The 6,714-nt window shown below is 60.3% G+C and carries 7 protein-coding genes and 1 pseudogene; 3 read left to right on the top strand and 5 right to left on the bottom strand.

From position 1 onward, the window contains the following. A pseudogene (locus AACS18_RS20610) lies at positions 1 to 379 on the top strand (SDR family NAD(P)-dependent oxidoreductase); the annotation flags it as partial. A gap of 59 nt (positions 380 to 438) precedes the next feature. Beyond that, on the top strand, positions 439 to 843 hold the full coding sequence (yciA, locus tag AACS18_RS20605; protein ID WP_042061418.1) for an acyl-CoA thioester hydrolase YciA: 405 nt from the start codon (positions 439 to 441) through the stop codon (positions 841 to 843). Here the strand turns inward: yciA and AACS18_RS20600 are convergent, their stop codons facing one another. Further along, positions 844 to 1,068: a hypothetical protein gene (locus AACS18_RS20600; protein WP_005337874.1), complete on the bottom strand. Its 225-nt coding sequence runs from the start codon at positions 1,066 to 1,068 to the stop codon at positions 844 to 846. Positions 1,069 to 1,175: 107 nt separating this feature from the next. Here AACS18_RS20600 and AACS18_RS20595 point away from each other — a divergent pair, with 107 nt between their 5' ends. Further along, the gene (locus tag AACS18_RS20595) at positions 1,176 to 2,021 is read left to right on the top strand and encodes an endonuclease/exonuclease/phosphatase family protein (RefSeq protein ID WP_005350508.1); all 846 of its coding nucleotides are present in this window, start codon (positions 1,176 to 1,178) and stop codon (positions 2,019 to 2,021) included. Between the two features lie 103 nt (positions 2,022 to 2,124). On the opposite strand, the gene AACS18_RS20590 is transcribed toward AACS18_RS20595, so the two are convergent. From AACS18_RS20590 to AACS18_RS20575, 4 genes are all read right to left on the bottom strand, one after another. Then, entirely contained in the window at positions 2,125 to 2,388 is a 264-nt protein-coding gene (locus AACS18_RS20590; RefSeq protein ID WP_108613181.1) for a GrxA family glutaredoxin, read from the bottom strand. Between the two features lie 126 nt (positions 2,389 to 2,514). Next, positions 2,515 to 3,954 carry a D-alanyl-D-alanine carboxypeptidase/D-alanyl-D-alanine endopeptidase gene (gene dacB, locus AACS18_RS20585; RefSeq protein ID WP_108613180.1) on the bottom strand — a complete coding sequence of 480 codons (1,440 nt, stop codon included), beginning with the start codon at positions 3,952 to 3,954 and terminating at the stop codon, positions 2,515 to 2,517. A gap of 130 nt (positions 3,955 to 4,084) precedes the next feature. Beyond that, a complete protein-coding gene (locus AACS18_RS20580) occupies positions 4,085 to 5,845 on the bottom strand; it encodes a DEAD/DEAH box helicase (protein WP_108613182.1) in 1,761 nt (586 codons plus the stop codon). Between the two features lie 114 nt (positions 5,846 to 5,959). Further along, a partial coding sequence (locus tag AACS18_RS20575; protein WP_108613179.1) for an HlyD family secretion protein occupies positions 5,960 to 6,714 on the bottom strand: 755 nt, incomplete at its 5' end.

Raw genomic sequence — 6,714 nt, 5'->3', positions numbered from 1 at the left:
GGTGATGATAGTGCGCCCCTCCGGCCTTTATGGCCCGGATCGCCATCCCGGCCGTTTCCTGGCGGGCAAGACTCTCGATGGCGGCGCCCAGTCGGTTAATCTGGTCCATCTGGACGATGTGGTGGCGGCTTGCATCTTGCTTCTGGAGCGGGGCAAGGACGGGGATGTGTTCAACCTGAGCGCGCCAGTACATCCGCGCCGCGAGCAGTTCTACCCCTTTGCGGCGCGCCAGCAGGGGCTCCCTGCGCCGGTCTTTATCGAGCCTGCCGGTGAATTTCAGCCCATCGATGGCCAGCTGATTTGCCAGCAGATGGGATTCAACTATCGCTGGCCCGATCCGGCCCACTGGTTTGCCGAGCTGGCCGCCTCGGGCAATTGAGGTTTGCCAAGGGGGTGATCGCCCCCTATCATGCCGCCATCCATGAGAGAGAGGCGGTAATGATGGTAGATACAAAACGTCACCCCGATGGGGAGTTGTTGCTGAGAACCCTGGCAATGCCAGCCGATACCAACCCCAATGGCGACATCTTTGGTGGCTGGATCATGTCCCAGATGGATATAGGTGGGGGCATCATGGCCAAGGAGCTGGCAAAAGGACGTATTTGTACCGTATCCGTCGAAGGCATGACCTTTCACAGTCCGGTCAAGGTGGGCGATGTGGTCTGCTGCTACGGTCGCTGCATCAAGATTGGCCGCAGCTCCATGAAGCTGAAGCTGGAGGTGTGGGTCAAGCCGGTACTGCGGGAAAACGATGCCCAGCGTTACTGTGTGACCGAGGGGGTCTTTACCTATGTCGCCATCGACGACAACGGTAAATCCCGCCCGGTTCCGGTCAGCGTCTGATCAAATCAGCCGGGCATTGATGATGGATATTTCCTGCTCAAGCCCGGTTTTTTGCCGTATCATGCGTTCCAGCATCTCTTCCGAGCCCACATATTGCAGGGTGTCAAACAGGCAGAGATCGCATTGAGGGTCCCGTCTTATCTGATAGACGGTGGCCAGCTCCACTTGATGACAATTTCCTTGTTGATCATAAAACGTCACGTTGTACCGAAGTTCTTTCGCCATGAGACAAGGTCCTTCTGGTTGGGTGGAACAGGGACTATCAGCTTAGTCGGCGTGGATGACGTTTGTGATGGTCGCAACAAAAAGCAAAGGCGGGCGGTTGTTAGCCAATGAAAAATAGTTATCGCATTCTTGGCACCTCCCTGCTGACCCTGGGGTTGGTAGGCTGTTTTGAGGTGCCGGATCAGAACCATCTGGTCACAGCTCAAGGGATTGTGCCGGGACTCGACTGCCAGCGTCCGCCGCTGGTGGCGTTGGCGACCACGGCGCTGCCCCGTGAATTCGGGGTGACGGTGTGGAATCTCTACAAGGGCCAGCGCAAGAACTGGCGTGAAGGGATGGACAGTTATGCCAAGGGGCAGGATCTGGTGCTGCTGCAAGAGTCGGCCACCCGTCCCGATATGCTCGACTGGCTGCGCGCCGGTGATTTCCAGTGGCAACAGCTGCAAGCCTTCACCCAGGGCGGCGTCTCGTTCGGGGTGATGACAGTGGCCAAGACCCCGCAGGCGTTCGTCTGTGGCGTGCGCTCTCCCGAGCCCTTGCTGCGCATCCCCAAATCCGGGCTGGTGAGCCTCTATCCGCTGCAGGGCGATCCTGACGGCGTCATGGTCATCAATATCCATGCGGTCAATTTCGAGCTGGGGATGGCCACCTTCCGCGAGCAGCTCAACGATCTGACTGCGCTGGTGCGCCGCCATCAGGGGCCGGTGATCCTGGCCGGTGATTTCAACACCTGGAGCGACAAGCGTCAGTTCTGGTTAAGCAAATTGGTGGACGAGCTGGGGCTGCAAGAGGCCGTGCCGGTACCTGACTTGCGTCGCACCGCCTTCGGTCGCCCGCTGGATCACCTCTACTACCGCAATCTGGACCTGGTCGAGGTGAGCTCACCGGCGACCGACAGTTCGGATCACAACCCCATCATTGCGCGCTTTGCCGCCCAGTCTGTGACTCCTTGACAAGGGATGGTACGAGTTCCGCTCATAAAAAAATCCGGCGCCTGATGGCGCCGGATTTTTTATACGCTCTGGCGGTCAACCCGCTCGGGATGACCCGCAGGCATTACTGGTAGAGACCCAGATTCGCTTTGGCGTAGGCTTCAAAATCGGTGCAGCCACCGATGTGCTGCTCGTCCAGGAAGATCTGCGGCACGGTATTGACCGGCTTGCCGGCGCTCTTGGCCAGATCTTCTTTGCTGATCCCTTCGGCATGGATATCCACGTAGCGGAATTTGAAGTCATCGCGCTGTTCGGTCAGCTGCTCGGCGATCTGTACGGCACGGACACAGTAGGGGCAACCCGGGCGACCAAAAATCACTGCAAACATATTTTCTCTCCGTTTTTTAAGCCGTTATGTATGGCCGTTGATATGAGGCAGGCAACAGCATAGCCCTGCCTCGTGGCGACTTGAAGCCGAAATTATCGATACCGTGATTCGAGTGGGCCTATTGGATCAGCTCTCATCGGCGATCTGGATCGGCTGCTGCTGATAGATGCTCTCCAGCACCCCCTTCTCGAATACAGTCCAGGGCCACGGCGCCTTGCTGGCACGGTAGCGCTCATGGGTGGCCGGATCTTGGGAGAGGCCGCGCTGGAACATCACGAACGCCTTGCGCTGGCCGCCTGCCGTGTCGATAAAGCCCACCAGATTGGAGGTGCCGGTGATGGTGCCGGTCTTGGCGTGGACCTTGTTCTTCATCATGGGGGCGGTGACGCTGCGGCGCCACGCCAGGGTGCCATCCACCTGAGAGCTCGGCAGCAGCTTGATCAGGCCAAGTTCGGCATCATTTTTCTGGATGAAGCTCAGCACCGACATCATCTGACGGGCGCTGATGAGATTGTGAGCGGAGAGACCGGAGCCGTCTGCCAGGGTGGCGTTGCCCAGATCGATCCCGTTCTTGGTCAGGATGGCGCGCACCGCCATGGTGCCGCTGCGATAGCTGCCCGGCTTGTTGTAGTAGTGACGACCCACGGTTTTGAGGAAGGTATCGGCATAGAGGTTGTCCGATTTCTTCAGCATCTTGGCGAGCATTACCGGCAGGGAGACCGAGTAGTGAGTGCCCAGTGTCTCCGCCCCTTCAGGGGCCTTGTGGGTGACCCGCAGCAGGCCATCATGCTTGATACCGGCCCGGTTCATCGCCCAGCGGATGTTGTCCCAGCCCCAGGCTTCCACATCGTGGATGGCAAAGCGCAGCCCCTGCGGCTCCTTGTTTGGGGTGATGCAGCCCTTGAGCTCGTAGAAGTTGCCCTTGGCCATGTCCACTTCCAGTGCGCAGAACTGGCGCGCCATGTCGCCATAGCTCATCACTTCCACGTTGTCGGCACCGATGCCGATGGGCACGCCGGTAGCCACATTGCCCACCGCCGGTTTGCCAATCTGGGTGGCAGTGATGGTGCCGTAGGCGCAGTTCTTGTCGATGATGACCGAGGAGACGGGGGCGGCGAAGCAGAGGGTCTGATCCCCCCACGACCAGCCGTTGCCACGCTCGTAGCCGTTGTAGGCGCCTGTGTTGACGTAGACATTCCCCTTGATGCTGGTGACGCCGAGCTGCTTGAACAGGGCCAGCAGATCCATGCGGGAGAGGGTGGGGTCGCCGACGAAGTTGATCCAGATATCGCCATTGATGACGTTGCCCTGCTTGGCGCCAGGCTGGGCCTGAATGTCGGTGGCAAAGCGGAAATCGGCACCCAGCTCGAGGCGGGCCGCCAGCGCGGTGAGCACCTTCATGGTGGAAGCGGGGGCGATCATCTGATCGGCGTGGCGGGCGAACTCGACGCCGTTGTTACCCTGCACCATGATGGCGTACTGGCCACCCTGAGGGGGCGTCAGCGGGGCGGCGTGAGCCGCCAGAGAAGAAAAGAGAGCACAAAAACCAATCAACAGCCGCTGCATAACATCCTCTAACGTGACGAAGGGCCCGGCAGTGGTGCCGACCCTGATAATTCAACCTTGTTTCACCTGCCGATGCAGGATCGGCCGTGGCAAAGCAATTCATACGATTTATGCCGGTCGCCAGTGGCCATCACGCCATCGAGTTGGCAGTACGATAGCGACCCTCATAATCAAAAATTTTCTCTTTTATCTGCCAGAAACGACCCGATTTGCGGGCGATGACAAAATCCGGATGACGGAACTGGCTTTGCGCGGCCAGCACGCTCGCCAGGGTGGCAAATTCGGGTTCCAGCCCCGGGGCGGGCCAATGATGACGCACAAAGTGCTGTTGAAACAAGCGCCGTGCGCCCGGGGAGTGAAATCCGAAGTATTCACTGAGGGTCAGACCATCCTCATCGTGGTAGGTCACCTCCAGCCGCTCCCCCTGTTTGCCGCGCCCTGCGGTGAAGGTGAGCCCCGCGCAGCGAATGACCATGCAATCCTTGAGATTGAGCGCCTCTTTAAGCTTGTCGTCCGGGTCCACCAGCAGCTGATCGCAGCTCTGGCAGCGGCGGGCGGCGATGTCGTTCTCCGCACCGCAGCCGGGACAGATCTTGGCGCGAAAGCGGAAATCACACTCCTCGCGGTTACCCTCGTCATCTTCAAACAGCCCCTGACAGCGGCGGCCGTAGTGCTCGATCACCTTGCCATCCTCGTCGGTCTTGCCCCAGAAGGTGTTGGCAAAACCGCAGGCGGGGCAGGGCACCTGTACCGGCTCGGTATCGGCGTGGGGGCGGGGTTCCCCCACTTCGGGGGCGAACAGGTTGAAGTTGTTGCCCGCATAGTCGAGCACCAGACAATCGCTCTTGCCCGGCGAGAGGCGCAGGCCCCGCCCGACGATCTGCTGATAGAGGGAGACCGACTCGGTTGGACGCAGCATCACGATAAGATCGACATGGGGGGCGTCGAAGCCGGTGGTGAGCACCGCCACGTTGACCAGAAACTTGAGCTCGCGCGCCTTGAAGGCGCTGATAAGGGCGTCGCGCTCCGGTCCCGGCGTTTCGCCGGTGATAAGGGTCGCCGGCTCCCCTCTGGCGCCCAGCAGGCCGTGAATTTCGCGGGCGTGTTCGACGGTGGCGGCGAAGATCATCACCCCTTGCCGGTCGGCGGCATACTCCAGCACCTGACTCAGGATATGGGGGGTGACCCGCTCCTGCCGCTTGAGCTCGCCGTTGAGATCCGCCTCGCTGAAGAGGCCATTCTCCCGCGGCACCAGCTTGCTGAAGTCGTAGTGAACGATGGGGGCATCCACCATGCGCGGCGGCGTCAGGTAGCCGTTTTTGACCATAAAGCGCAGTGGCAGCTCGAACACGCAGTCGCCAAACAGCCGCTCGCCGTGGCTCTTGACCATGCCGTGGTAGTGGCGCCGGTAGATCCAGCCCAGTCCGAGCCGATAGGGGGTGGCGGTGAGACCGAGGATCTTGAGGGCCGGATTGGCAGCCTTGAGATGGTCGATCACCTGATGGTATTGGCTGTCGTCATCGAGCGAGACCCGGTGGCACTCGTCGATGATGAGCAGCGAAAATGCGCCATCGAAGGCATCCAGATTGCGTGCCACCGACTGCACCGAGCCGAACACCACCTGGGCGCTTGCCTCCTTGCGGGCGAGGCCGGCGGCGAAGATGTCGGCCTTGAGCCCCCACGCCTCATACTTGGCATGGTTCTGCTCCACCAGCTCCTTGACGTGGGCCAGTACCAGCACCCGACCGCGCGCCTTGCGGGCCAGTTCGGCGATCACCAGACTCTTGCCAGCCCCGGTGGGCAGCACAACCACTGCGGGGTCCGGGTGTTTGCGAAAGTGGCTGATCACAGCGTTGACGGCGTCGGTCTGATAGGGTCTGAGAACGAACATGAGGGCGTGGCGTTTGGGCATGGTGCGGCGCAGGGTGGCGCCATTATAGGGTGCTTGCCGCCACAAAAACAGCGGGCCGGCATGATGCCGGCCCGCAGGGAGAGATGGTGCTGATTAATGGAAGGGGAAGATGTAGTTCATCCAGCTTGCCATGCGCAGCAGTATTTTCCGCATCACGGAGACATGGTGGAAGTAGTGGGTGTAGACAGCGGCCTGACCGCTTGAGCCTGCAATCACCTGATACTTGGCCCACTCGGGGTCAGTGATGGAGATGACTACCGGCAGACGACCCGGACGCACTGCGGTGGTCTGATCCAGCAGTCCCAGGTTGGCCTGCACGTTACCGGCGGCAATAGCCGGAATCACTGCCGTCACCTTGCCTTTGAAGATCTTGCCGGGCACGCCATCGATCACCACTTCCGCCTCATCGCCAACGGCCAGACGCTGCATGCTGTTCTGCCAGAACCAGCCCACATAGGCGGTATCGTTCTGGTGGATGAAGGTCATCACCGGACGATACATGAAGGGAGTGGCGATCATGCCGGGGCGAAGGGCCAGCTGCACCACATGGCCATCACTCGGGGCATAGACTACGGTTTGGGCCAGTTGATACTTGGCTTCCAGCAGCTGTGCTTGCAGATCGTTCAGGGTGGCTTTCTGCTGGTCAATCTGGGCCACGATATCGTCTACGTTGGCCTGGCTGACATCCAGATCCCGCTGTTTGCCAACATTGCGTTGCATCAGCTCTTTGGCGCGATCCCGATCCAGTTTGGCGGAACGCAGTCGCGCCTCGATGGACTTGAGGTGCTCGCGGTTGGATTCGACCCGTGCGGTCAGACTCTCCACTTTCAAGCGAAAAGGCTCGTCAT

Source organism: Aeromonas sp. HMWF015, from assembly GCF_963878965.1.
GTDB classification, from domain to species: domain Bacteria; phylum Pseudomonadota; class Gammaproteobacteria; order Enterobacterales; family Aeromonadaceae; genus Aeromonas; species Aeromonas veronii.
The sequence above is the reverse complement of the archived record's forward strand: the minus strand, read 5'-3'. Positions and strand labels throughout refer to the sequence as shown.

Coding starts and splice junctions, on each gene's coding strand:
- AACS18_RS20595 (WP_005350508.1), top strand. CDS start 1,176: ATGAAAAATAGTTATCGCATTCTTGGCACCTCCCTGCTGACCCTGGGG.
- AACS18_RS20600 (WP_005337874.1), bottom strand. CDS start 1,068: ATGGCGAAAGAACTTCGGTACAACGTGACGTTTTATGATCAACAAGGA.
- dacB (WP_108613180.1), bottom strand. CDS start 3,954: ATGCAGCGGCTGTTGATTGGTTTTTGTGCTCTCTTTTCTTCTCTGGCG.
- AACS18_RS20590 (WP_108613181.1), bottom strand. CDS start 2,388: ATGTTTGCAGTGATTTTTGGTCGCCCGGGTTGCCCCTACTGTGTCCGT.
- yciA (WP_042061418.1), top strand. CDS start 439: ATGATGGTAGATACAAAACGTCACCCCGATGGGGAGTTGTTGCTGAGA.
- AACS18_RS20580 (WP_108613182.1), bottom strand. CDS start 5,845: ATGTTCGTTCTCAGACCCTATCAGACCGACGCCGTCAACGCTGTGATC.